A 21,758-nucleotide genomic window follows, 5' to 3' on the forward strand; every position below is an offset into this window, starting at 1 on the left:
TTCCGGCAAGGAACCGATGTCGGAGGAGGCGGGGCACCGCATGGACGCAGGGCTCAAGCGCGAGCTGGAGGCGAAGGTCTACGCGGGTGAGCGGCTGACCCGCGAGGACGGGATCGCGCTCTACGAGAGCGACGACCTGGCCTGGCTGGGCGGGCTGGCCCACCACGTGCGGACGCGGAAGAACGGCGACGTCGTCCACTTCAACGTCAACCGCCACCTCAACATGACCAACGTGTGCAACGCGTCCTGCGCGTACTGCTCGTTCCAGCGCAAGCCGGGCGAGAAGGACGCGTACACGATGCGCATCGAGGAGGCCGTCCGGCTCGCCAAGGCGATGGAGGTCGAGTCCCTCACCGAGCTGCACATCGTCAACGGGCTGCACCCGACCCTGCCGTGGCGCTACTACCCGCGCTCGCTGCGGGAGCTGAAGGCGGCGCTGCCGAACGTCTCGCTGAAGGCCTTCACCGCCACCGAGATCCACTGGTTCGAGAAGATCAGCGGCCTGCCCGCCGACGAGATCCTGGACGAGCTGATCGACGCCGGCCTGGAGTCGCTGACCGGCGGCGGCGCGGAGATCTTCGACTGGGAGGTCCGCCAGCACATCGTCGACCACGACACCCACTGGGAGGACTGGTCGCGGATCCACCGCCTCGCGCACGCCAAGGGCCTCAAGACGCCGGCCACCATGCTGTACGGCCACATCGAGGAGCCCCGCCACCGGGTGGACCACGTGCTGCGGCTGCGCGAGCTGCAGGACGAGACCGGTGGCTTCCAGGTCTTCATCCCGCTGCGCTACCAGCACGACTTCCACGACTCCAAGGACGGCGTCGTGCGCAACAAGCTGATGGCCCGCACCGAGATGGCCACCGGCGCCGAGGCGCTGAAGACCTTCGCGGTCTCCCGGCTGCTCTTCGACAACGTCCCGCACGTCAAGGTCTTCTGGGTGATGCACGGCGTCACCACCGCCCAGCTGGCGCTCAGCCACGGCGCGGACGACATGGACGGCTCGGTGGTCGAGTACAAGATCACCCACGACGCGGACAACTTCGGCACCCCGAACAAGCTCGGCCGCGACGACCTGCTCGGCCTGATCCGCGACGCCGGCTTCCGCCCGGTCGAGCGGAACACCCGCTACGAGATCATCCGCGAGTACGAGGGCCCGGACCCGATGCGCCGCGAGTCCCCGCAGGCGATGCGCCTCTGACCTGCCCTCCGACCTGTGGAATCCCCTGCCGCCCGGGCCCTGTTGGGCCCGGGCGGCGCGGTCTTCACGGCCTCCGCACGCGACCCGGGTTTACCAACGGGTACGGCGTTTGGCAGGATCGACGCCATGTCCGGTTCTCATCGCGCCACCGAGTACCCGCCGTACGAGCCGATGCAGGAGCCGGTGTACGGGGTGCCGCCGCAGTCGCACGAGGTGCCGTACGGCGGGTACGAGCCGTACCCGCAGCCGGGCCCGCAGGAGTACGGCGAGGGCGTGTACCAGTCGTACGGGCAGTCCTTCGAGCAGCCTTTCGCGCAGCCCTTCGAGCAGTCCGACGCGCAGCGGTTCCCGGAGCAGCAGTTCCACGAGCAGCCGTCCCACGAGCAGCTCTACCAGCAGTCGTACGGGCAGCCTTCCGGACCGTCGTACCGGCAGGCCCCTGACGGGTACGCCGAGGCGTACGACCAGCCGTTCCAGCCGTACGGGTCCGCGCCGGAGCCGTACGGCCGGGAGCCGGAGCCCTTCGCGCACGAGGCCGACCCCTTCGCGCACGAGCCGGAGCCCTTCGCGCACGAGGCCGACCCCTTCGCGCACGAGGCGGAGCCCGAGTCCGTCGCGCTCCTCGCCTCCGTCGTGCCCGCGGCCCCGGTCGCCGGGGGTCGGGCGGCCGCCCGCGGTCGGCGGCGCAAGGTGAAGCAGAAACGTCACGGCAAGGCCGTGATGGCCGGCACCGCCCTGCTGGTCGCGGCGGCCGCCGGCTGGTACACCGTCGGCCAGGACGGCGCCAAGCCCGGCCTCACCGCCGCCGACGGCCCCGGCCCCGACGGCGTCAGCAAGCCCGACCAGCCCGGCCCCGCGCCCGCTGCCGTCCAGGCCGCCGCCGACCGGCAGGCCGCCCCCCAGTCCGCCGCCCGCGGCGAGGCCCGCCCGGACGCCTCGGTGGCCGCGATACCCGGCCTCGGTGCCGCCTTCACCGCGAAGATCCCCGCCGAGACCACCCAGGTCGTGGTCGCCTCCGGAGTGGACAAGAACACCGACAAGAACACCGTCGTCCTCTGGACCCGCACCCCCGAGGGCCGCTGGCTGGCCGGGGAGACCTGGCACGGCCACAACGGCAAGAACGGCTGGACCACCGACCACAACGAGGGCGACCTGCGCAGTCCGATCGGCGTCTTCAGCCTCACCGACGCGGGCGGCCGCAAGGACGACCCGGGCAGCAAGCTCCCCTACGACAAGGACCCGAGCTTCGTCGTCTCCGGCACCGGCTTCTTCGGCGACCAGCTGGCCGGTTCCTTCGACTACGTGGTCGCGATCAACTACAACCGGGTCACCGGCACCACCCCGCTCGACCCGCGCCGCCCGATGGGTGCCAAGAAGGGCGGCGGCATCTGGCTCCACGTGGACCACGACGGCCCGACCCACGGCTGCGTGTCGATCCCCGAGGACAAGATGGCCCAGCTGATCCGCACCCTGGACCCGGCCGCCCACCCGGTCATCGTGATGGGCGACGCGACCTCGCTGGCCGCCTGACCCCGCCGGACCGCCCGGCCGCTCGCCCGGCCGCCCGCCCGCCGCCGGCCTCGTCCGCCCCGGCGCACCCGCGACCCGGGCCCCCCAACGGGCCTTGTCGATCTCCTACAGATCACGAGCGTGGATCCTGTCGCCGGTCGTGCCCGGCTGACCAGCGGGTAACCCGGTTCCATGGCAGCATGAGCGGTTCGCGCATTGTGGCACTCGGGCACTACCAGCCCCCCAAGGTCCTCACCAACGACGACCTGGCGGCGCTCGTCGACACCGACGACGAGTGGATCCGAAGCCGGGTGGGCATCCGTACCCGGCACATCGCCGAGGGCGAGACCCTGGTGGACCTCGCCGCCGAGGCCGCGCAGAAGGCCCTCGCCCACAGCGGCCGGACGGCGGCGCAGATCGACCTCGTCGTGGTCGCCACCTGCACGGCCATCGAGCGCAGCCCCAACACCGCCGCCGCCGTCGCCGCCCGACTGGGCGTGCGTTCCCCCGCGGCGTACGACATCAACACGGTCTGCTCCGGCTTCTCGTACGCCCTGGCCACCGCCGACCACGCCATCCGGGCCGGCGCGGCCCGCCGCGCGCTGGTGATCGGCGCCGAGCGGATGTCCGACACGCTCGACTGGACCGACCGCTCCACCTGCGTGATCTTCGGTGACGGCGCGGGCGCCGCGGTGGTCGAGGCCCAGGAGGAGGGCGCCGAGCCCGGCATCGGGCCGGTGGTCTGGGGCTCCGAGCCGGAGAAGGGCGACGCCGTGGTGATCACCGGCTGGGACCCGGTGATCAGCCAGCAGGGACAGTCGGTGTTCCGCTGGGCCACCACCCAGCTCGCCCCGCTGGCCCGCCAGGCCTGCGAGCGGGCCGGGATCGATCCGGCCGAGCTCAAGGGCTTCGTGCCGCACCAGGCCAACCTGAGGATCATCGACGCGATCGCCGGCAAGCTGGGCCTCGCCGACGCGGTGGTGGCCCGGGACGTGGTCGACTCCGGCAACACCTCGGCCGCCTCCATCCCGCTGGCCTTCTCCAAGCTGGTCGAGCGCGGCGAACTCGCGCCCGGCGACCCGGTCCTGCTCTTCGGCTTCGGCGGCGGCCTCGCCTACGCCGGCCAGGTGGTCCGCTGTCCGTGATCCCGCCCGCCCGACGGTCCGTCGCGGATCCGGGGCGGAAAATCGGCCTGAACGACGCATGCCGGTGGGCGGGCACCCGTGGAGGGTGCCCGCCCACCGGCATGTCTGGCGCGCGTGCGGTACGTCGGCGGACCTCCCCCGAGGACACGGCCGCCGTCCGTCGTTCCCCGGACAGGAGGCCGGGGCTGCGCGCGGAGCGGATGGTGGGTGGCTGGTCGGTCTACTTGGGCGGCTTCTTGCCGGTGACGCCCAGGTACACCAGGGGAGCGAGGTTGGGCTTGAGGTCCTTGACCTTGACGCCCCAGGAGGTGAAGGCCTTCTGGTGCTCGGCCGCCGAAGCGAGCAGCGAGACCAGGGCCCCGGCCACGGCGTTCGGGTCGAGCGACTTGTCCGCCTGACCCTTCGCCTGGAGTTCCTTGACGGCTTCCGCGAGCGGCTTGGCGACCGCGTTGAGGACGGTCATGCGGATCTTGAAGAACCGCTTGTCCCCTTCGGCGGCACCGAGCGTGACCACTCGGAGAATGGCGTCGTTCTTGCGCCAGAAGGCGAGGAATCCGTCGACCAGTTCTTCCGAAGTGGTCGGTCCGGACTTCCCTGCCCAGGACTTTCCGGCCACCAGCTCTTTGAGGGTGTCGGCGTCCTTGGCCATTTCCTCGGCGATTTCGAGGACAGCGCCCTCGACATCCGGGAAGTACTGGTAGAAGGTCGCGGGGGAGGTACCCGCCATACGGGCGACGTCGATGACCTTGACGTCCCGATAGGGCGACGTGCTGAGCATCTCGCGGAGGCAGTCGAGCAGCTTCTGCCGCGTCTCCTGTCCGCGTCGCCCGGCGACGCGACCGTCGACGGTGCGAACTTGTCCTGTCATGCCGTCAGCTTACCGTGGCACGATCTTGGCGCGATTCGGTGATGCGACTATTACTCCGCACGGGGGTTGCTATAGCGGCATCAACCACTTCGGACGGATATTCACCACGCTCCGAAGCCCTTGTTTGAAGCCCCCCCGTGTGCTTTTGATCTCACAGCGTGACGGCGAGTCCGCTGAGGGATGGTCGAGTGACAGAGCGTGACGACTGAGGGCGGGTCCGAACCGGTCACGACGTGGACGGTCCGGAGGTCCGGTTGCAAGTCGCAGCCGGAGGCGGCGTCAGAATCCGGCCGTTCCGTCCGGGCTGACCGGGGGGCGCCCGGCGGTGCTCTGCGGGCGGGGGAGGTTGGAGATGCGCCGGGCGGCATTGGAGAATCGGCTCCGGCACCACGCGGCGGGTGCGGACAACGGGGAGGTGGCAGCGGAGTGGACCAGCTGACGGCGCACGATCCGAGGCGGATCGGGCCCTTCGAGGTGCTGGGGCGGCTCGGCGCGGGCGGGATGGGCCTGGTCTACCTGGCGCGGTCCGCGTCCGGGCGACGGGTGGCCATCAAGACCGTCCGGGGGGAGCTGGCCGAGGACGAGCTGTTCCGGGTCCGCTTCGCCAGGGAGATCGCGGCAGCCAAGACGGTCGGCGGCTTCTACACGGCGGCCGTGGTGGACGCGGACGCGGACGCGCGGGTGCCCTGGCTGGCCACCGCGTACATCCCGGCGCCCTCGCTGGAGGACCTGGTCGAGGAGTGCGGCCCGCTGCCGGTGGACGCCACCCGCTGGCTGGTCGCCGGCATCGCGGAGGCCCTGCAGTCCATCCACGCGGCCGGGCTGATCCACCGGGACCTCAAGCCCTCCAACGTGCTGGTGGTCGAGGACGGCCCGAAGGTGATCGACTTCGGCATCGCGGCCGGGGTCTCCAGCACCCGGCTCACCATGACCAACGTCGCGGTCGGCACCCCCGCCTACATGTCCCCCGAGCAGGCCCGGGACAGCCGTACCGTCCGGGGCGCCAGCGACGTCTTCTCGCTCGGCTCGCTGATGGTCTTCTGCGCCACCGGGCACCCGCCGTACCGGGGCTCCAACCCGGTCGAGACGGTGTTCCAGCTGCTGCGCGAGGAGCCGGACCTGACCGGCATGCCGCCGGAGCTGATGGACCTGGTCCGGGCCTGCATGCAGCAGGCGCCCGAGCGCCGGCCCACCCCGGCGCAGATCCAGGCCGAGCTGGCCCCGCACCTGTTCTCCCGGGACGACGCCGCCGGCGAGGTGGGGGACTGGCTGCCGGCCGACGCGCTGGAGCTGATCGAGCGCAAGCGGGGCCGTCGTCAGACCGCGCCGCCGCCCCGCCCGCCCCAGGGCCCGGCCGAGCCGCCGCAGCCCCCGCACTCGTACCCGCCGCACCCGCCGGTCCCGCCGCAGGCCGGGCCCGCCGACCCGCGCACCAACCCGGGCCGGCATGCCCAGCCGCCGGCCGGCCCGGTGCACGCCGGGCCTCCGCCCGGCCAGGCCTCGGACGCCGAGATCCCGACCGCGAAGATCGCCTCCCCGAACCGGCACCGCGCGCCGAGCGGTGGCGGCGCCGTGGAGGTGCAGCTGTCCGGAGCCTCGGTGCGGATAGGCCCGGGGCCGCGGGCCGAGCACGAGCAGTCGGGCGCGAACACCGCCCCGGCCGCGACCGACTGGGTCCGCCGGGCGGCCGCCACCCCGCCGCCCCCGCCCGTTCCGGCCGCCCGCTGGCGCCCCTGGCGGTTCCGGATGTCCAACGACGTCTGGGGCACCCCGGTGGTCGCCGACGGCACGCTCTTCGTCTCCAGCTTCGAGGTGCACGCGCTGGACATCGGCTCCGGCGAGCGCCGCTACAAGACCCGGGACGTCGCCTGGGCGCTCGCCGTGGACGCGGGCCGGGTGCACGCCGCCGACGGCCCGCACCTGTACACCGTGGATGCCGCGGACGGCACCGAGCGCTGGCGCACCTCGCTGGACGGCTGGGTGTACTCGCTGTCCGCCGCCGACGGCGTGCTCTGCTGCGGCATCAGGGGCGGCGGCGTCCAGCTCCGCTCGGCGGCCAACGGCGCCGAGCTGTGGCGCGCCGACGACGCCCAGCAGGACTACGAGAACCCGCAGTCCGGCCCGGTCCTGGTGGCCGGCGCCGCCTACTACCACGGCGCCGGGCGGCTGCGCTGCGTGGACCCGCGCGGCGCGGGCCTGCGCTGGTCCTTCCCGGTCGGCGAGGACGTGCCCTCGCACCCGGTCGAGCGCGGCGGCGTGCTGTACGTGACGGCCGGCACCCGGGTGTACGCGCTGGACGCGGCCAGCGGGGCCGAGCGCTGGCGCTTCGAGGCCCCGGTGGTGCTCTTCACCCCGCCCGCCCTGGACGCCGACGCGGTCTACGTGGCCGACTACCTGGGCACGGTCTACGCGCTGGACGCGGCCACCGGCCGGGACCGCTGGCGCGGGGTCACCGGCAGCCGTCAGGGCGCCGAGCCGGTGGTGGTCGGGGACGGCATGGTGCTGGTCGGCAGCGGCGAGGTGCTGTACGCCTTCGAGGCGGCGACCGGCCGGGAGCGCTGGCGCTACACCGCGCGCGGCGAGATCGTCGGCTCCCCCGCGGTGGCCGACGGGCTGGTGCACCTGGGCAGCCGGGACCACTCGCTGCACACCCTCGACCTGGCGAGCGGTCAGCTGCGCTGGGAGCTCGGCACCAAGGGCGAGCTCACCGGCTCGCCGGTGGCGGTCGGCGGGCGGGTCTTCGTCGGCTCCAAGGACCGCTGCGTGTACGCGCTGGACGCCTTCTACGGCACGGCGGTGCCCGCCCGCTGAGCCGGGGCCGGCCGGCGGCGGGGCACCGGCCCCGCCGCCACGTCAGTGCCGGGGGCCGTCAGGCCTTGCGGGCCCGCGGGTGACGGCTGCACCAGCCGTCCCACGCGGAGGCGACCATCTCCGTCACGCCGTGGCGGGCCTTCCAGCCCAGCTCGCGGTGGATCAGGTCGGCGGAGGCCACCACCCGGGCCGGGTCGCCGGGGCGGCGCGGCGTCACCTCGGGGGTGGTGTCGTAGCCGGTGACCTCGCCGATCACGGCCAGCATCTCCTTGACGCTGACGCCCTCGCCGCGGCCGATGTTGAGCACCAGCGAGGTGGCCCCGGCCGGGTCGGCGGCCAGCCGCGCGGCGGCGGCCACGTGCGCCGAGGCGATGTCGGAGACGTGGATGAAGTCGCGCACGCAGGTGCCGTCCGGCGTCGGGTAGTCGTCGCCGAAGACCCGCGGGGCCTCGCCGGCCGTGAGCCGCTCGAAGACCATCGGGATCAGGTTGAACACCCCGGCGTCGGAGAGTTCGGGGGAGGCGGCACCGGCCACGTTGAAGTAGCGCAGCGCGACGGTGGACATGCCGTGGGCCCTGCCGGCCGCGGCGACCAGCCACTCGCCGGCCAGCTTGGTCTCGCCGTACGGGCTCATCGGGGCGCAGGGGGTGGACTCGGTGACCAGGTCGACGTCCGGCATGCCGTAGACCGCGGCGGAGGAGGAGAACAGGAAGCGCTTGACCCCGCCCTCGGCGGCGGCCTCCAGGACGGTCTGCAGGCCGATCATGTTCTCGCGGTAGTACAGGAACGGCTGCTCGACGGACTCGCCGACCTGCTTCTTGGCGGCGAAGTGCAGGACGCCCTGGACGCCGTGCTCGCGGATCGCGGCGTCCAGCGCGGCCCGGTCGAGCGTGGAGCCCTCGACCAGGGCGACGCCGGCCGGGAGGCGGGACGCGTCACCGGTGCTCAGGTCGTCCAGGACGACGACGCGCTCACCGGCGTCGAGCAGCCGGCGGACGACGTGCCCGCCGATGTATCCGGCACCGCCAGTGATCAACCAAGTCATGCGGCGAATCCTAGGTGGGCCCTCGATGCCGGTTCCGATGGGCCTTCCGGGCGAGTCCGGCCAGCGAACCGGACAAAACGGTGAAATGCTGACAAAGATTTCCGTGCTCTCATGCCCCGCGCCCTCGGCGTGGTGACGAATCGGAGGCAGCCAAGGTGAGCCGTAAGAAGGAACACACCCGCCCTGTCCCGGCCGGGCCCCGGCCTACCGGGCCGAAGGCGGCGCACACCCGGCTGCCGGCGGCGGGTGCGGCCGCCGTGGCCGCCGCGGTGGCACTGGCCGGGTGCAGCAGCGGCTCCTCCACCACCTCCGCCTCCTCCCCGTCCTCGGCCGCGTCCGGCTCCACCGCCAAGCAGGCCTCCCCGGCGCCCTCGCAGAGCGGGAACCAGCTGCAGGACGCCTACCAGAAGGTGATCGCCGACGTGCTGCCCTCGGTGGTGCAGATCACCACCGGCGACAGCCTCGGCTCGGGGATCGTCTACGACGACAAGGGCGACATCGTCACCAACGCCCACGTGGTCGGCTCCGCGACCACGTTCACCGTCCTGCTCGCCAACAGCACCAAGGCGCTGGACGCCAGCCTGGTCGGCAGCTACCCCGACTCCGACCTCGCGGTGATCCGGCTGACCAGCCCGCCGAGCGCGCTCAAGCCCGCGGTCTTCGGCGACTCCGGCAAGGTCGAGCTCGGCCAGATCACCCTCGCCATGGGCAGCCCGCTCGGCCTCTCCAGCAGCGTCACCCAGGGGATCGTCTCGGCCACCGGGCGGACCGTCTCCGAACCCCAGGGCGGCGGCTCGCCGGGCGCCACCATCGGCAACATGGTGCAGACCTCGGCCGCGATCAACCCGGGCAACAGCGGCGGCGCGCTGGTCAACTTGGACAGCCAGGTGATCGGCATCAACACGCTCGCCGCCACCGAGCCCCAGGCCAACGGCGCGGCCGCCCCGGGCATCGGGTTCGCCATCCCGGCGTCCACCATCACCAACATCGCCGACCAGCTGATCAAGCAGGGCAAGGTCACCAACTCCGGCCGGGCCGCGCTCGGCATCACCGCCCGGACCACCTTCAACCAGCAGTTCCAGCCGGCCGGAGCGGTGATCGTGTCGGTCACCCCCGGTGGCGCGGCCGCCTCGGCGGGGCTGCAGACCGGGGACGTCATCACCAAGCTCGGCGACACCCCGGTCGACTCGCTGAACGCGCTCACCACCGCCCTCGCCTCGCTCACCCCCGGCAGCAAGGTCACCGTGACCTACACCCGGGACGGCAAGACGCAGACCGCCGACGTCACCCTCGGCCAGCTGGAAACCCCGTAACCCCGGTACGGCGCCGCCGGGCCGCACGCCGCGCAAGGGTTCCGCGGGCCGGCCGCCGTACCGGACCGCCGCCGGGCCCCCGTCACTGCCTCGACGGGGGCCCGGCGCCGTGTGCGGGGGTGCCGCGTCGGCCGCGTCGGAGGGCTCAGCGGCGGCCGCCGTGGGTGCGCCAGGGCAGCTCGACGGTCACGGTGGTCGGTCCGCCCTCCGGGCTCTCCACCAGGAAGACCCCGTCCACCGCGCGGATCCGCTCCGCCAGCCCGGCCAGGCCGCTGCCCGGGTAGGGGGCCGCGCCGCCCTTGCCGTCGTCCTGGACCAGCACCATCAGCTGGTGGTCGGAGCGCCAGACGTCGACCGAGGCGGTGCGGGCGCCGGCGTGCTTGGAGACGTTGGTCAGCAACTCGCTGACGGTGAAGTAGGCGATCCCCTCGACCGCCGAGTCCGGGCGCTCGGGCTCGCCGTCCCCGTCGCTCAGGTCGACGTTCACCCGGACCCCGCCAGGGACGGTGCAGCGGGCCGCGACCGCGGACAGCGCGGCGTCCAGACCCCGGTCGGTGAGCACCGCCGGGTGGATGCCGCGGGCCAGGTCGCGCAGCTCCTGCAGGGCCAGCTTCACCTCGCCGTGCGCGTTGTCGACCATCTTCGCGGCGGCCGCCATGTCCTCCTCGGACTCCACCTCGCGCAGCCGCTCCTTGGCCATGCCGAGGTCCATCGCCAGCGCGACCAGCCGGGCCTGGGCACCGTCGTGCAGGTCGCGCTCGATCCGGCGCAGGTCCGCGGCGGCCGTGTCGACGACGGTGCCGCGGTCGTCCTCCAGCTCGCGCACCCGCTCGGCCAGGGCGCCGGGGAAGAGCAGCGACTCGATCAGGATCCGGTCGGTCGCGGCCATCGCGCGGATCATCCAGGGCAGCACCGGCCACATCACCACGACCGAGACCAGGGTCAGGGTGAAGCTGAGGATGCCCCACGGCAGCATCAGCACGTTGTAGAGCGCTGTGCGCCAGTTCAGCAGGTCGGTGACCTGGGCGATGGTGAAACCGACCACGCCCGGTCGGCGCGGGCGCACCGGCTCGGGCTCGTCGATCGCGGACCCGTAGGCGGTCCGCGCCCGGCGGCGGCCCAGCGCGCCCAGGGTGCGCTGGGCGGACAACCCGGCGGCCAGCAGCGGCAGGCCGACCACGGTGACGGCCAGCCCCAGGCCGACCGAGAGCGTCAGGACGGCGAGGACGAAGCCGGCGATGCCCAGCGGCAGGTTCAGCAGCAGCTGCCCGGCCTGGCGCCACATCCGCGCGCCGTACAGCGGCGGGCGCTCCATCCGGGCGTCCTGCTCCTTGATGGCGTCCACGGCGCGGCGGTGCAGCGGCTTCATCCGGTTCTACCGTCCCTCTTGATCGTGCGGCTGGACCAAGCTTCCCGAACCGGGGGCGGTGGATGCCATGGGGGTGATACATCTTCCCGGCCGGGGGTTATCCCCACCCCCCGTCCCGCCCGCCGGGCGTCCACCGGGGTGTCCACGGGCCGTCTTGCGGAGCGGGCAGGGTTCGGGCGGACCGGAGCCGTCCCCTTAGACTCACGCATTGGCCATGGTTGTGATCGTGGTTATGACCGTGCGAGGAAACGTCGTAGAACTGCCTTGAGGGGCGGGTTCACGACCGAGGTGGAGGCGAAGACATGGAGGGGCAGCACGCGGCTGCCGTCGTGGCCGACCCCGCGGTCGGCAGCGGCTACTTCGACGCGTACGCCGCGATGGGCCTGCTGGCCGTCGTCGGGGTGCTCTTCGTCACCGTGGCGTTCACCGCCAACCGTCTGCTGCGGCCGGTGGTCCACTCGCCCGAGAAGCTCCTCGCCTACGAGTGCGGCGTGGACCCGGTGGGCGAGGACTGGGCGCACACCCGGATCCGCTACTACGTGTACGCCTTCCTGTACGTGATCTTCGCGGTCGACGCGATCTACCTGTTCCCGTGGGCGACCGTCTTCGCCGCCGCCGGGTACGGCGCCGGAACGCTGATCGAGATGTTCCTCTTCATCGGCTTCCTCGCGGTCGGGCTGCTCTACGCCTGGAAGAAGGGCGTTCTGGAATGGACGTGACGCACTCCCACTCGCACGGCGCGCAGGGCGGCCCCGTCCCGCTCGGCCTGCCGGACCCGGCGCGCCCGGGCGCCGCCGTCGAGCGCCGCGGCATCGGCCCGCTGGCCCGGCTCGCGCCGGACCCGGTCAAGGTGGTCCTCAACTGGGGCCGCCGCTACAGCCTCTGGTGCTTCAACTTCGGCCTGGCCTGCTGCGCGATCGAGTTCATCGCGGCGTCCATGGCCAAGCACGACTTCATCCGGATGGGCGTCATCCCGTTCGCGCCCGGGCCCCGTCAGGCGGACCTGATGATCGTCTCGGGGACGGTCACCGACAAGATGGCGCCCGCCGTCAAGCGCCTGTACGAGCAGATGCCGGAGCCGAAGTACGTCATCTCCTTCGGCGCCTGCTCCAACTCGGGCGGCCCCTACTGGGACTCGTACTCGGTCACCAAGGGCGTGGACCAGATCATCCCGGTCGACGTCTACGTGCCCGGCTGCCCGCCCCGGCCCGAGGCGCTCCTCCAGGGCATCCTCAAGCTGCAGGAGAAGATCGCCGAGGAGTCCCTGCCCGGCCGCTACACCGCGCCCGCGGCGGCGCTGCGCCGACCGCCGGTGGCGGGGCCTTCGGAGCAGGGAGGGGTCTCGTGAGCGAGCACCGCGAGCGAACCGTCGAGCGGCTCACGGCCGAGCAGTACGCGGCGTCGGTCGGGCAGTGGGCGACCGGCGCCGAGGCGTACGGGTTGGTCACCGTCGACGTCCCGGCCGAGAACTGGATCGAGGCGCTCACCAACGCCCGGGACGTCCTCGGCCTGGCCTACTTCGACTGGCTGAGCGCCGTCGACGAGCTCGCCGAGGGCTTCTCGGTGGTCGCGCACCTGGCCGCCGTCGACGCGCCGGGCGTGCGGCACCTCGCGCTGCGCACCCGGGTGCCGCGCGACGGGGCGGCGCTGCCGACCGCCGTCCCCGTCTACGCCGGTGCCGCCTGGCACGAGCGCGAGACGCACGAGATGTTCGGCATCGACTTCCCCGGGCACCCCCACCTGGCCACCCTGCTGCTGCCGGACGGCTTCGAGGGGCACCCGCTGCGCAAGGAGTTCGTGCTCGCGGCCCGGGTCGCCAAGGACTGGCCGGGCGCCAAGGAGCCGGGCGAGTCGGACCACGGCGGAGGGCCGGCCCGGCGCAAGATGCAGCCGGCCGGTGTGCCGGACCCGAACGAGTGGGGGCCGCTCAAGGGCACCCTGCCGCCGGTCGCCGAGCGGCCCGCGCGCGGTGCGCGGGCGGCGGGCGCGGCGGCGCGCACGCCCCGGGCGGCTGCGGCCGCCGCGGGTGCCGGTGCCGGGGCCGCCGGTTCGGCCGGCGAGGGCGCGCCGGTACGGGCGGACCGGCCGCGGCGCACCCGCTCGGTGTCGGAGGGGTCGGCGAGCCAGGCGGCTTCCGACGCCGCCGAGGCCGCTGCTTCCGACGCCGCTGCTGTCGGCGCCGTCGGCGCGGCGGGCCCCGAGCAGGCGCCCGCGGTGCGGGCGGACCGGCCGCGGCGGACCAGGTCGGTCTCCGACGGGTCGGTCAGCCAGGCCGCCGACGAGCCGAGGACGCCGGTGCGTCCCGCTCCCGCGCGGCCCGCGTCCTCCGACGCGCCCTGGCACAACCCGGTGCCGGCCCACGACGAGAAGCCGTCGGGCGGCAAGCCGTCGGCCGAGGAGCCCTCGGGTGAGCGGGCGTCGGGCGACGCGCCCTCGGGCGACGCGCCCTCGGGCGGCGAGCCCGCAGCCGAGCCGGGCGCCCCCGAGCAGAAGGACGAGACGGCGGCCGCCCCGGCCGACCGGGACGGAGACGGCGCGTGAACCTGCTCGACACGGTGCTGCGCTGCGTCGCGACCCTCGTCGTCTTCCTGGTGTTCCCGCTGGTCATCGGCCAGACCGAGCACAAGGTCATGGCGCACATGCAGGGCCGGCTCGGCCCGATGTACGCGGGCGGCTTCCACGGCTGGGCGCAGCTCGTCGCGGACGGGGTGAAGTTCGCGCAGAAGGAGGACATCGTCCCGGCCGGGGCGGACCGCCGGATCTTCCAGCTGGCGCCCGCCGTCTCGCTGCTGCCGTACCTGTTCGTGCTGCTGGCGATCCCGGTCGGCCCGAACGGCCTCGTCGGCCAGGCGATCGACGCCGGACTGTTCTTCGTGCTGGCCGTGATGGGCGTCGGCGTGATCGGCAAGCTGATGGCCGGCTGGGCCTCGGCGAACAAGTTCTCGCTGCTCGGCGGTCTGCGGACGGCCGCCCAGCTGATGTCCTACGAACTGCCGATGGTGCTGGCGGCGGCGTCGGTGGCGATGGCCGCCGGCACGCTCTCGCTGCCCGGGATCCTGGACTCCTGGCAGTGGTACTGGCTGCCCTGGCAGATCATCGGCGCGTTCGTGTTCTTCACGGCCGGCCTGGCCGAGCTGCAGCGCCCGCCGTTCGACATGCCGGTGGCCGACTCGGAGATCATCTTCGGTGCGTACACCGAGTACACCGGTCTGCGGTTCGCGCTGTTCCTGCTGTCCGAGTACGTCGGCATCCTGGTGGTGTCCGCGCTGACCGCGGTGCTCTTCCTGGGCGGCTGGCACGGGCCGATGGCGGACCAGCTCGGCTGGCTCTGGATGATCCTCAAGACCTTCGCGCTGGCCTTCGTGGTCATCTGGCTGCGGGTCACCTACCCGCGGCTGCGCGAGGACCAGCTGATGCGCTTCGCGTGGACGGTGCTGATCCCGCTCGCCCTGGTCCAGCTGGCCCTCACCGGCATCATCAAGGTGGCGATCTCATGAGTTTTCCCGGTGCCGGCCTCGCGAAGGGCCTGGCCGTGACGCTGCGGACGATGACGAAGAAGAGCGTCACCGCGCAGTACCCCGACGTGCAGCCGGCGCTGCCGCCGCGTTCGCGCGGCGTCATCGCGCTGCTGGAGGAGAACTGCACGGTGTGCATGCTCTGCGCGCGCGAGTGCCCGGACTGGTGCATCTACATCGACTCCCACAAGGAGACGCTGCCCGCCGCCGAGCCGAACGCCCGGGCCCGCACCCGCAACGTGCTGGACCGGTTCGCCATCGACTTCTCGCTCTGCATGTACTGCGGGATCTGCATCGAGGTGTGCCCCTTCGACGCGTTGTTCTGGTCGCCGGAGTTCGAGTACGCCGAGACGGACATCCACGAGCTCACCCACGAGCGGGACAAGCTCCGCGAGTGGATGTGGACCGTCCCGGCGCCGCCGGCGCTGGACCCGGCGGCCGAGGAGCCCAAGGAGATCGCCACCGCGCGCAAGGCCGCGGACAAGCTGGCCGCGGCCGCCGCCGCGGCCCTGGAGGAGAAGGGTGACGACGCATGAGTCCCGCCGGCACGCTTCTCGCGGCGACCGGCTCGTTGGAGCCGGCCGCCCGTTCGTTCCTGTCCCCGACCGGCCAGGAGATCGTCTTCCTGCTGGTCGGCATCGCCGTGCTCGGTTCGGCCGTCGTCGCCGTCACCACCAAGCAGCTGGTGCACGCCGCGCTCTGGCTGGTGGTCGCGCTCGGCGGGCTGGCGGTGGAGTTCCTGCTGCTCACGGCCGAGTTCATCGCCTGGGTGCAGGTGCTGATCTACCTCGGTTCGGTGGTCGTCCTGGTGTTGTTCGGGCTGATGCTCACCAAGGCGCCGATCGGCCGCTCCCCGGACGCCGACTCCAAGAACCGCTGGGTGGCCCTGGTCGTGGCACTGGCCTCGGCCGGGACCCTGGTCACGCTGGTGGTCGACGCCTTCCGGAGCTCCTGGATCGACCTCGGTGCGGGGGGCGGCTCCGCCTCCGTCACCGGGGCCGCCCTGTTCCGGAACTGGGTGCTGCCCTTCGAGGCGCTCTCCGTGCTGCTGCTGGCGGCGCTGGTCGGCGCGATCGTGCTGTCGCGCGGGGACAAGCGGCGGGTGCCGGCGCCGCGGGCGGGCCGGCTGCGGGCCGGGCGGCCGGTCGGGTCGAACGGGACCGTCGCCTCGACGGCTCCCGCGCAGGCCGCGACGGCTCCCGCGCAGGCCGGGTCGGGCTCGGCCGGGTCGGGCTCCGCCGAGTCGGAGGAGAAGAGCTGATGCACCTCGCCTACCCCGTCGTCCTCGCCGCGCTGCTGTTCAGCGTCGGCGTGTACGGCGTGCTCGCCCGGCGCAACGCCGTCCTGGTGCTGATGTCGGTCGAGCTGATGCTCAACGCCGTCAACCTCGACCTGGTCGCCTTCGACGCCTGGCTGCGCGACTCGCTGCACGCCGGACAGGCGCTCACCCTGTTCACCATCACCGTCGCCGCCGCCGAGATCGGCCTGGGGCTCGCCATCGTCCTGCTGCTGTTCCGGGCCCGGGGCACCGCGGACATCGACCGGGCCACCGCGCTCGGCGACCCGGCCGAGACCCTCGCCACCGAGGAGGCGCCGACCGGAGCCGAGGCGCTGAAGGGCCAGGCCGCCGCATGAACCTCGCCCTGCCCGCACTCGTCCCCGCGCTGCCCGCGCTCGGCGCGGCCGCGACCCTGGCCACCGGCAAGAAGGCACCCGGGCTGGCCAGGCCGCTGGCGATCGTCCCGGTCGCCGTCTCGGCGGTGCTCGCCCTGGTGGTCGCCCTCCGGCTCGGCACCGGCCAGACCCTCGACGCGGCCACCCGGCTCACCCCGACCGGCGGCCCGGACATCGCGCTCGCCCTCCACCTGGACGGCTTCAGCTCGCTGATCTCGGTGCTGGTCGGGCTGGTCGCCACCTGCGTCCAGGTCTACTCGACCGCCTACCTGAAGCAGGACCCGCGCTACCCCTCGTACGCCGCACTGGTCTCGCTGTTCACCGCGGCGATGTTCCTGGTGGTCTACTCGGGCGACCTGATCGTGCTGCTGGTCGGCTGGGAGGTCATGGGCCTCTGCTCGTACTTCCTGATCGGCCACCACTGGGAGACCGCGGACGCCCGCTCGGCCTCGCTCAAGGCGTTCCTGGTCACCAAGCTCGGCGACGTGCCGTTCCTGTTCGGGATCTTCCTGCTGGGCGCGGACGCCGGCAGCTTCCGGATCCCGGACGTGCTGGCCGCCGCGGGCGAGGGCCGGCTCGGCCACCCGACGCTGATCGCGCTGCTGCTGCTCGCCGGAGTCGCCGGCAAGAGCGCGCAGTTCCCGCTGCACACCTGGCTCCCGGACGCGATGGCCGGCCCGACCCCGGTGTCCGCCCTGATCCACGCCGCCACCATGGTCGCGGCCGGCATCTACCTGGTCGCCCGGCTGCTGCCGGTCTTCCTGCTGTCGGGGGCCGCGCTGGTCGTGCTCGCGGTGATGGCCGCGGTGACGATGATCGGCTCGGCGCTGTGCGCGCTCGCCCAGGACGACCTCAAGCGGGTGCTCGCCTACTCGACCGTCGGCCAGCTCGGCTACATGGCCGGCGCGCTGGCCAGCGGCGACCGCGAGGCCTCCGTCTTCCACCTCGTCAGCCACGGCGCGTTCAAGGCCCTGCTGTTCCTGGCCGCCGGCGTGGTGATCCACGCCGCGCACACCAACTCGATCTCCGCGATGTCCCGGATCCCGGGGCTGCGCGGGCGCGTCCCGGACGCCTACTGGACGATGGGCATCGCGCTGGTCGCCCTGGTCGGGCTGCCGCCGTTCTCCGGTTTCTTCAGCAAGGAGGCGGTGCTCTCCGCCGCCGAGCACGCCGCCAACGGCGAGGCGCTCACCAACGGCCTCGGCCCGGCCTCGGCCGTGCCGCAGACGGCCGGGTGGATCGTGCTGATCTCCGCCGCGCTCACCGCGCTGCTCACCGCCGCGTACGCGACCAGGCTCTTCCTGGTGGCGTTCCACAGCCCGACCGGTGCCGCCGCGGCCGCACCGCAGGTGCTGCCCGCCGCCGACCGGGCCACCGTGGTGGGCGACCACGAGGCGGACGCGCCGTACTCGCCCGAACTCGACGAGGCCGACCCGGGCAGCGCCGAGCCGTCCGCGATGCGCTGGCCGCTCTGGGTGCTGGCCGTTCCGACCATGGGCTTCGGCGTCGCCGGCCTGCGCTCGGACTGGCTGCCCGCCCTGCTGGACGGCGGCACGCTGCGGCCCTCCGGAGTCACCGCCGTCACCGGCACCGGGCTCGCCGTGGTCGGCGTGCTCGCCGCGTACGGCGCCTGGCGCTCGGCGACCGCCCGGCTGGGCACCGGCAGGCCCGCCCCGGCCGCCGCCGGCCGGGTGCCCGAGCAGGCCGGAGCCCCGGCCGCCGAGGTGATCGTCGCCGACCCCGGGCGCACCCTGCTCGGCCCGCTGTTCGGCCCGGCGCGGCACGGATTCGGCGTCGACCGGCTGTACCGGGCAGTGTTCGTCCGCCCGGTGCTGGGCGCCGCCCGCCTGGTCCGCTTCCTCGACCGCGAGGTCGTCGAGGGCTACGTGCAGGGCAGCGGCATCGGTGCCAACCTGCTCGGCCGGGCCGTCCGGCTCGCGCAGACCGGCAACGCGCAGACCTACCTCAGCGCCCTGCTGGCCGGCGTCGTCCTGCTGGCCGTCCTGGTGGCGGTGTAGCCGGTGCCGTCCTCCACCCCCGCCCCCTCGACCGCCGCAGCACCTAGGAGCCCCCGATGAACGCGGTCCTCATCGCCCTCCTGGTGCTGCCACTGCTCGGCGCCGCGCTCACCCTGGCGCCGGTGTTCGGGCCGGACCGGGCCGTCGCCGACCGGCGGGCCCTGCGGCTGAACAGCGTCGTCACCGGCGCGGTGCTGCTGCTCACCGTCGCCCTCGCGGCCGGCTTCGACCACGACGAACCCGCCCGGATGCAGGCCACCACCGACGTGTCCTGGATCCCGGCCCTGCACGTGCGCCTCCACCTCGGCGTGGACGGCATCTCCTTGCCCCTGGTCGTGCTGACCGCGCTGCTCACCTTCCTCTGCGCGCTGTACTCGGAGAAGCGGCTGCCGGACGGGGAGGGCGTCCCCTCGGCGCAGGCCTTCGTCGGGCTGTTCCTCCTCCTCGAAGTGGGCATGCTCGCCACCTTCGCGGTGCTGGACCTCCTGCTCTTCTTCCTGGCCTTCGAGATCGTGCTGATCCCGATGTACTTCCTGATCGCCCGCTGGGGCAGCGGCGCGAAGACCCCGGCCGCCAACCGGTTCATCCTCTACACGCTGCTCGGCTCAGCCGTGATGCTGCTCGGCTTCCTGCTCATCGGTAGCAAGGCCGGCACCTTCGACATGCAGGCCCTGGCCGCCGCGCACGGCAGCGGCCTGAGCCACACCACGCAGGTGGTCGCCGCCCTGGCGATCCTGGTCGGGCTCGCGATCAAGGCCCCCGCCTGGCCGCTGCACAGCTGGCTCCCCGACGCGCACACCGCCGCCCCGACGGTGGGCTCGGTGCTGCTCGCCGGCGTGCTGCTGAAGATGGGTACGTACGGTCTGGTCCGCGTCCTCCTCCCGGTCGTGCCGGAGGGCACCACCACGCTCGCGCCCTACCTGGGCGCCTTCGCGGCCGTCGGCATCGTCTACGGATCGCTGGCCTGCCTGGCGCTGGCGCGCCCCGGCGCCAAGGGCGACCTCAAGCGCCTGATCGCGTACTCCTCCGTCGGCCACATGGGCTTCGTGCTGCTCGGCATCGCCTCCCTCACCCCGGTGGGCGTCAACGGCGCGCTGTTCGCCAACATCGCCCACGGTCTGATCACCGGTCTGCTGTTCTTCGTCGTCGGCTCGCTCAAGGACCGCTACGGCACGGCGGACCTGGACACCCTCTCCGGGGCGACCGGCGCCGCCCTGTACGGCCGGGCGCCGCGACTCGGCGCGCTGCTCGCCTTCGCCGCCGTGGCGAGCCTCGGCCTGCCCGGCCTGGCCGGCTTCTGGGGCGAGCTGCTCGCCATGTTCGGCGCGTTCGACCCGGCGGCCGGCCTGTCGCGCCCCGCCTTCGTCACCTACATGGTCCTGGCCGGGCTCGGCACCCTCCTCACCGCCGCGTACCTGCTGATCATGGTCAAGCGCGTCTGCATGGGCGACCCCGAGCAGCCCGCGCCGGTGGCCGAGGTGGCCGACGTGCGCCCGTACGAGGCCGTCAGCTGGACGCCGCTGGCCGCGCTCACCCTGCTCGCCGGCCTCTGGCCCGCGCTGCTGCTCGGCCTCTCGAACCCCGCCGTCAAGCACCTCCTCGGGGGTGGCTGACCGTGCTCGCCGCCCAGACCGCCGCACTCGGACCTCACTCCACGGGGCAGCACACTGTGACCTCCCTCGCCGTAGCCAACCCGGGCAGCCTGATCCAGTCCGTGGACTGGGTGGCGATCGCGCCCCCGCTGATCGCCGCCGTGGCCGCCCTCGCCGTGCTGGTCACGGACCTGTTCCTGCCCGAGCGGCACAAGAAGTGGCTCGGCCGCATCACCGCGGCCGGACTCGCCCTCGCCCTCATCGCGCTCCTCCCCCTCACCGGCGGCTCACCCCGAGCGACCTTCTGCGTGCAGAACGTAACAGGGGCCACTGACACTCCGTCGATCGGCGGCTGCTCGTACGTCGCCGACCACTTCGCGCTGGTGTTCCAGCTGCTCGTCCTCGGCGGCGCGCTGATCGCGGCGCTGCTGTCGGCCCACACGGTCGAGGACGAGAAGCTCCCGCGCGGCGAGTACTGGTTCCTGCTGCTCTCCAGCGCCACCGGCGCCGCCCTGCTGCCCGCCTCCCGCGACCTCGCCACCCTGGTGATCGCCCTGGAGGTCGCCTCGCTGCCCGCCTTCGCCCTGGTCGCGCTGCGCCGGGACGGCCGGGGCGCCGAGGCCGCGCTCAAGTTCTTCGTCTCCTCGGTGACCGCGACGGCCGTGATGCTGCTCGGCATCGGCTTCGTCTACGCGGCCGGCGGCAGCCTGCACCTGGGCGCCGTCGCCCAGGGGCTGGAGCACGCCCCCGCACAGCTCAAACCGCTGGCCGAGACGGGCGCGGTGCTGACCCTGGTCGGCTTCGCGTTCAAGGTCGCCGCCGTCCCCTTCCACTTCTGGGTGCCGGACACCTACACCGGCGCCCCGCTGCCGGTGGCCGGCTACCTCTCGGTGGTCGGAAAGGCGGCCGGCCTCTCCGGGCTCGCGCTCGCCACCACCATCGCCTTCCGGCCGTACGCGCACACCTGGGGCCTGGTGCTCGCGGTGCTGGCCGCCGTCACCATGACGGTCGGCAACGTCGGCGCGCTGCGGCAGCGCTTCGACACCCGGTACAGCGCGGTGCGGCTGCTCGCCTGGTCCTCGGTCGGCCAGGCCGGGTACCTGCTGGTGCCGCTCGCCGCGGCCGGCTACGCGCCCACCGGCGCCGACGCCCTCGGCGCCACCGCCGCGTACGCGCTGATCTACGGCGTGGTGAACCTCGGAGCCTTCGCGGTGGTCGCGGCGGTCGGCCGGCGGGCCGGGACCAGCGTGGACGACTTCCGCGGCCTGTTCGCCCGCCGCCGCTGGACGGCGCTGGCGCTCGCCTTCTTCCTGCTCTGCCTGGCCGGACTGCCGCCGGGCGTGATCGGCCTGTTCGGCAAGGTCGTGGTGTTCCGCGCGGCGGTCGACGCCGGACTGGGCTGGCTGGCCGTGGTGATGGCCGTCAACGTGGTCGTCGCTCTGTACTACTACCTGCTCTGGACGGCCCGGCTGTTCGCCCCCGCCGGAGAGCCGGCGGGGGCCGCGACCGCGACCGCGACCGTCACTGCGGCCGAGGGCCGACTGCCGGTGAGCCTCACCGCGACGCTGGGCCTCACCGCCGCGGTGGCGGTGGTCCTCTCGGCGGCGCCGCAGCTGGTGCTGCAGGTCGCCGGCGGTTCGCTGTTCTGAGCCGGCGCGCCTCGTCCGAACCGGGGCCGCTCCCGGGCGGCGCCGT

Annotated in this window: 18 protein-coding genes; 15 read left to right on the forward strand and 3 right to left on the reverse strand. The window is 73.4% G+C overall.

All coding sequences use genetic code 11. The features are described 5' to 3' along the window. Positions 1 to 40: 40 nt before the first annotated feature. From mqnE to ACZ6Y7_RS03855, 3 genes are all read left to right on the forward strand, one after another. Entirely contained in the window at positions 41 to 1,204 is a 1,164-nt protein-coding gene (mqnE, locus tag ACZ6Y7_RS03845; protein ID WP_465756234.1) for an aminofutalosine synthase MqnE, read from the forward strand. A gap of 126 nt (positions 1,205 to 1,330) precedes the next feature. Further along, the gene (locus tag ACZ6Y7_RS03850; RefSeq protein WP_465756235.1) at positions 1,331 to 2,734 is read left to right on the forward strand and encodes a L,D-transpeptidase family protein; all 1,404 of its coding nucleotides are present in this window, start codon (positions 1,331 to 1,333) and stop codon (positions 2,732 to 2,734) included. A 179-nt stretch (positions 2,735 to 2,913) separates the two neighbouring features. Further along, complete coding sequence (locus ACZ6Y7_RS03855; RefSeq protein ID WP_465756236.1) at positions 2,914 to 3,858, forward strand: beta-ketoacyl-ACP synthase III; 945 nt, start codon at positions 2,914 to 2,916, stop codon at positions 3,856 to 3,858. Positions 3,859 to 4,078: 220 nt separating this feature from the next. On the opposite strand, the gene ACZ6Y7_RS03860 is transcribed toward ACZ6Y7_RS03855, so the two are convergent. After that, positions 4,079 to 4,726, reverse strand: coding sequence for a TetR family transcriptional regulator (locus ACZ6Y7_RS03860; protein WP_030055725.1), 648 nt, complete (start codon positions 4,724 to 4,726; stop codon positions 4,079 to 4,081). Between the two features lie 426 nt (positions 4,727 to 5,152). On the opposite strand from ACZ6Y7_RS03860, the gene ACZ6Y7_RS03865 reads away from it, so the two are divergent. Continuing rightward, positions 5,153 to 7,537: an outer membrane protein assembly factor BamB family protein gene (locus tag ACZ6Y7_RS03865; RefSeq protein WP_465756237.1), complete on the forward strand. Its 2,385-nt coding sequence runs from the start codon at positions 5,153 to 5,155 to the stop codon at positions 7,535 to 7,537. Positions 7,538 to 7,595: 58 nt separating this feature from the next. Here the strand turns inward: ACZ6Y7_RS03865 and galE are convergent, their stop codons facing one another. Continuing rightward, positions 7,596 to 8,582 carry a UDP-glucose 4-epimerase GalE gene (galE, locus tag ACZ6Y7_RS03870; RefSeq protein ID WP_465756238.1) on the reverse strand — a complete coding sequence of 329 codons (987 nt, stop codon included), beginning with the start codon at positions 8,580 to 8,582 and terminating at the stop codon, positions 7,596 to 7,598. Between the two features lie 233 nt (positions 8,583 to 8,815). Here galE and ACZ6Y7_RS03875 point away from each other — a divergent pair, with 233 nt between their 5' ends. Next, positions 8,816 to 9,895, forward strand: a complete 1,080-nt coding sequence (locus ACZ6Y7_RS03875) for a S1C family serine protease (protein WP_465756473.1) — start codon at positions 8,816 to 8,818, stop codon at positions 9,893 to 9,895. 145 nt (positions 9,896 to 10,040) lie between these two features. Here ACZ6Y7_RS03875 and ACZ6Y7_RS03880 read toward each other — a convergent pair whose 3' ends face one another. Continuing rightward, positions 10,041 to 11,264, reverse strand: coding sequence for a sensor histidine kinase (locus tag ACZ6Y7_RS03880; protein ID WP_465756239.1), 1,224 nt, complete (start codon positions 11,262 to 11,264; stop codon positions 10,041 to 10,043). A 302-nt stretch (positions 11,265 to 11,566) separates the two neighbouring features. Here ACZ6Y7_RS03880 and ACZ6Y7_RS03885 point away from each other — a divergent pair, with 302 nt between their 5' ends. Genes ACZ6Y7_RS03885 through ACZ6Y7_RS03930 form a run of 10 tightly spaced genes read left to right on the forward strand, consistent with a single transcriptional unit; the run spans position 11,567 to position 21,712 of the window. Then, the gene (locus tag ACZ6Y7_RS03885; RefSeq protein ID WP_465756240.1) at positions 11,567 to 11,983 is read left to right on the forward strand and encodes an NADH-quinone oxidoreductase subunit A; all 417 of its coding nucleotides are present in this window, start codon (positions 11,567 to 11,569) and stop codon (positions 11,981 to 11,983) included. Beyond that, complete coding sequence (locus ACZ6Y7_RS03890; RefSeq protein WP_465756241.1) at positions 11,974 to 12,612, forward strand: NADH-quinone oxidoreductase subunit B; 639 nt, start codon at positions 11,974 to 11,976, stop codon at positions 12,610 to 12,612. Before ACZ6Y7_RS03885 ends, ACZ6Y7_RS03890 begins: the two co-directional genes overlap by 10 nt. Continuing rightward, a complete protein-coding gene (locus ACZ6Y7_RS03895) occupies positions 12,609 to 13,805 on the forward strand; it encodes an NADH-quinone oxidoreductase subunit C (protein WP_465756242.1) in 1,197 nt (398 codons plus the stop codon). The genes ACZ6Y7_RS03890 and ACZ6Y7_RS03895 overlap by 4 nt, the downstream gene beginning before the upstream one ends. Beyond that, entirely contained in the window at positions 13,802 to 14,761 is a 960-nt protein-coding gene (gene nuoH / locus ACZ6Y7_RS03900; RefSeq protein WP_465756243.1) for an NADH-quinone oxidoreductase subunit NuoH, read from the forward strand. The genes ACZ6Y7_RS03895 and nuoH overlap by 4 nt, the downstream gene beginning before the upstream one ends. After that, a complete protein-coding gene (locus ACZ6Y7_RS03905; RefSeq protein ID WP_465756244.1) occupies positions 14,758 to 15,315 on the forward strand; it encodes a NuoI/complex I 23 kDa subunit family protein in 558 nt (185 codons plus the stop codon). The genes nuoH and ACZ6Y7_RS03905 overlap by 4 nt, the downstream gene beginning before the upstream one ends. Further along, positions 15,312 to 16,040, forward strand: coding sequence for an NADH-quinone oxidoreductase subunit J family protein (locus ACZ6Y7_RS03910; RefSeq protein WP_465756245.1), 729 nt, complete (start codon positions 15,312 to 15,314; stop codon positions 16,038 to 16,040). The genes ACZ6Y7_RS03905 and ACZ6Y7_RS03910 overlap by 4 nt, the downstream gene beginning before the upstream one ends. After that, positions 16,040 to 16,414, forward strand: coding sequence for an NADH-quinone oxidoreductase subunit NuoK (gene nuoK / locus ACZ6Y7_RS03915; protein WP_465756246.1), 375 nt, complete (start codon positions 16,040 to 16,042; stop codon positions 16,412 to 16,414). The genes ACZ6Y7_RS03910 and nuoK overlap by 1 nt, the downstream gene beginning before the upstream one ends. After that, positions 16,411 to 18,471 carry an NADH-quinone oxidoreductase subunit 5 family protein gene (locus ACZ6Y7_RS03920; protein ID WP_465756247.1) on the forward strand — a complete coding sequence of 687 codons (2,061 nt, stop codon included), beginning with the start codon at positions 16,411 to 16,413 and terminating at the stop codon, positions 18,469 to 18,471. The genes nuoK and ACZ6Y7_RS03920 overlap by 4 nt, the downstream gene beginning before the upstream one ends. Before the next feature lie 56 nt (positions 18,472 to 18,527). Further along, on the forward strand, positions 18,528 to 20,084 hold the full coding sequence (locus tag ACZ6Y7_RS03925; RefSeq protein ID WP_465756248.1) for a complex I subunit 4 family protein: 1,557 nt from the start codon (positions 18,528 to 18,530) through the stop codon (positions 20,082 to 20,084). A 56-nt stretch (positions 20,085 to 20,140) separates the two neighbouring features. After that, complete coding sequence (locus ACZ6Y7_RS03930; RefSeq protein ID WP_465756249.1) at positions 20,141 to 21,712, forward strand: NADH-quinone oxidoreductase subunit N; 1,572 nt, start codon at positions 20,141 to 20,143, stop codon at positions 21,710 to 21,712. Positions 21,713 to 21,758 lie beyond the last annotated feature (46 nt).

The sequence above is a fragment of the Kitasatospora sp. NPDC053308 genome (assembly GCF_055585785.1).

Bases quoted from the DNA above. Each gene is read 5' to 3' on its own strand.
- ACZ6Y7_RS03850 (WP_465756235.1), top strand. From the start codon at position 1,331: ATGTCCGGTTCTCATCGCGCCACCGAGTACCCGCCGTACGAGCCGATG.
- ACZ6Y7_RS03925 (WP_465756248.1), top strand. From the start codon at position 18,528: ATGAACGCGGTCCTCATCGCCCTCCTGGTGCTGCCACTGCTCGGCGCC.
- mqnE (WP_465756234.1), top strand. From the start codon at position 41: ATGGACGCAGGGCTCAAGCGCGAGCTGGAGGCGAAGGTCTACGCGGGT.
- ACZ6Y7_RS03910 (WP_465756245.1), top strand. From the start codon at position 15,312: ATGAGTCCCGCCGGCACGCTTCTCGCGGCGACCGGCTCGTTGGAGCCG.
- ACZ6Y7_RS03860 (WP_030055725.1), bottom strand. From the start codon at position 4,726: ATGACAGGACAAGTTCGCACCGTCGACGGTCGCGTCGCCGGGCGACGC.
- ACZ6Y7_RS03890 (WP_465756241.1), top strand. From the start codon at position 11,974: ATGGACGTGACGCACTCCCACTCGCACGGCGCGCAGGGCGGCCCCGTC.
- nuoK (WP_465756246.1), top strand. From the start codon at position 16,040: ATGCACCTCGCCTACCCCGTCGTCCTCGCCGCGCTGCTGTTCAGCGTC.
- ACZ6Y7_RS03880 (WP_465756239.1), bottom strand. From the start codon at position 11,264: ATGAAGCCGCTGCACCGCCGCGCCGTGGACGCCATCAAGGAGCAGGAC.
- ACZ6Y7_RS03920 (WP_465756247.1), top strand. From the start codon at position 16,411: ATGAACCTCGCCCTGCCCGCACTCGTCCCCGCGCTGCCCGCGCTCGGC.
- ACZ6Y7_RS03855 (WP_465756236.1), top strand. From the start codon at position 2,914: ATGAGCGGTTCGCGCATTGTGGCACTCGGGCACTACCAGCCCCCCAAG.
- ACZ6Y7_RS03885 (WP_465756240.1), top strand. From the start codon at position 11,567: ATGGAGGGGCAGCACGCGGCTGCCGTCGTGGCCGACCCCGCGGTCGGC.
- ACZ6Y7_RS03905 (WP_465756244.1), top strand. From the start codon at position 14,758: ATGAGTTTTCCCGGTGCCGGCCTCGCGAAGGGCCTGGCCGTGACGCTG.
- galE (WP_465756238.1), bottom strand. From the start codon at position 8,582: ATGACTTGGTTGATCACTGGCGGTGCCGGATACATCGGCGGGCACGTC.